We start from the raw sequence: 1,434 nt of genomic DNA on the forward strand, positions 1-1,434 counted from the left end.
CCGGCTTTCACTCCAACGAAAGATCCCCTTGGTCTGGCGGCGGTAGTTCGTCAGTTCCAGTCGTAGGAATGTCACTAGATTCAATGATTGGGATATAGGTCAGTTTCTGTTTGGCTTTTTCTTGGAAATCGCTCTCCTGATCGGTGGCAGATGCGATAACTGTTGCTGAGAAGATCGCGTATTTTCTTTGATTTCTTCCAGCTTGCCAGAACACCCTCTCATTTACGCAATAGGCATTTGCATTGCCGATCTTTACGGTATCTATCCACTGATCATCCTTCAGGAGCTTTATAGCCCTTCCTACAGTTGGCCTACTTACACCGGTTATTTCACAGAGCGTTGTGTAACTGCACACAACGGCATTTGTGGTTCTACCCATGTGTTCGACTAGGTAATACAAAATTTCATGCGCTATGGGGCTTTTGCGAGCTAATTTTCGCATTTGGTGTAAGTAGCTCCGAGAGAGCTGCACGAAGTTAAAATTTTCGTTTCCGCCATGAGACTCGATAGTCTCACCGGGTGACTTTATTTGCTTCATATAGAGACCCAACCATAATCATATTATTAAACCGATGCTATCACTGTGTGATATGGGTTGTAAAACAGAGTCTCATAGCTGATGAGACTCCCGAGTCTCATAGCTGATGAGACTCCCCCTCATAAAACCAATAAAAAAACAACAACTTACAATTACCCCCTTTCTATATCTCAATCAGGGTCTGATTGAGATACGAAAATCGAAGGTAGCTCCCGCCTTTCGGCGGGCATTTTTGGGGGTCAAGGTTCGCTTTAGCGACCGCGAAGCGGCTCGACCTTGACGCTCAAAAAGGCCTACCAAAATTGAGGGGGGTGGTTGTGATCACGCAGTGAGCGCAACCACCTGCCAGACGCTTTTGGTTTTGACCTTTGCGGGTGTCGGGGCGCAGCCCTGACCCAGTCACGTAGCGATAGCGGAGTGTATACTGGCTTAACTTCGGAGATGCCAAGGAAGGGACAGGATATGTTTTGTAGCACCGCCACTTTGTGACGGTGACAAAACGCACGGGACAAGATGTGTTTTTGGAGTACCGCCGACACGCCGCGGACACTCCAAAACATCTTGGTCAGGGCATTGCCCCGACACCCGAACGCTGTTACGCCTGAGCGTAGCGAGGGAGCTATCAGGATGTTTTGATGTTCGGGAAGGTCAACGTCAACGGCGGCTTAACAGGTGGTTGCGCTCACTGCGTGATCACAACCACCTTTGCCAAGTGTGGGGGTCGTTACAGCCCGTCAAGGGTTCGCTGGCGCCGCTAACGCGCCCTTGACCGGCTTTCACTCCAACGAAAGATCCCCTTGGTCTGGCGGCGGTAGTTCGTCAGTTCCAGTCGTAGGAATGTCACTAGATTCAATGATTGGGATATAGGTCAGTTTCTGTTTGGCTTTTTCTTGGAA

1 protein-coding gene is annotated in these 1,434 nt (G+C 49.3%); it reads right to left on the reverse strand.

Features of this window, described 5'->3' with window-relative positions; all coding sequences use genetic code 11:
- Positions 1–7: 7 nt before the first annotated feature.
- Positions 8–538: a replication/maintenance protein RepL gene (locus tag J4645_RS22045; RefSeq protein ID WP_058818684.1), complete on the reverse strand. Its 531-nt coding sequence runs from the start codon at positions 536–538 to the stop codon at positions 8–10.
- Positions 539–1,434 lie beyond the last annotated feature (896 nt).

This window comes from Salmonella sp. 32082101201600294FB01SM01, assembly GCF_017572865.1.
GTDB lineage: Bacteria > Pseudomonadota > Gammaproteobacteria > Enterobacterales > Enterobacteriaceae > Salmonella > Salmonella enterica.

Coding starts and splice junctions, on each gene's coding strand:
- J4645_RS22045 (WP_058818684.1), bottom strand. CDS start 538: ATGAAGCAAATAAAGTCACCCGGTGAGACTATCGAGTCTCATGGCGGA.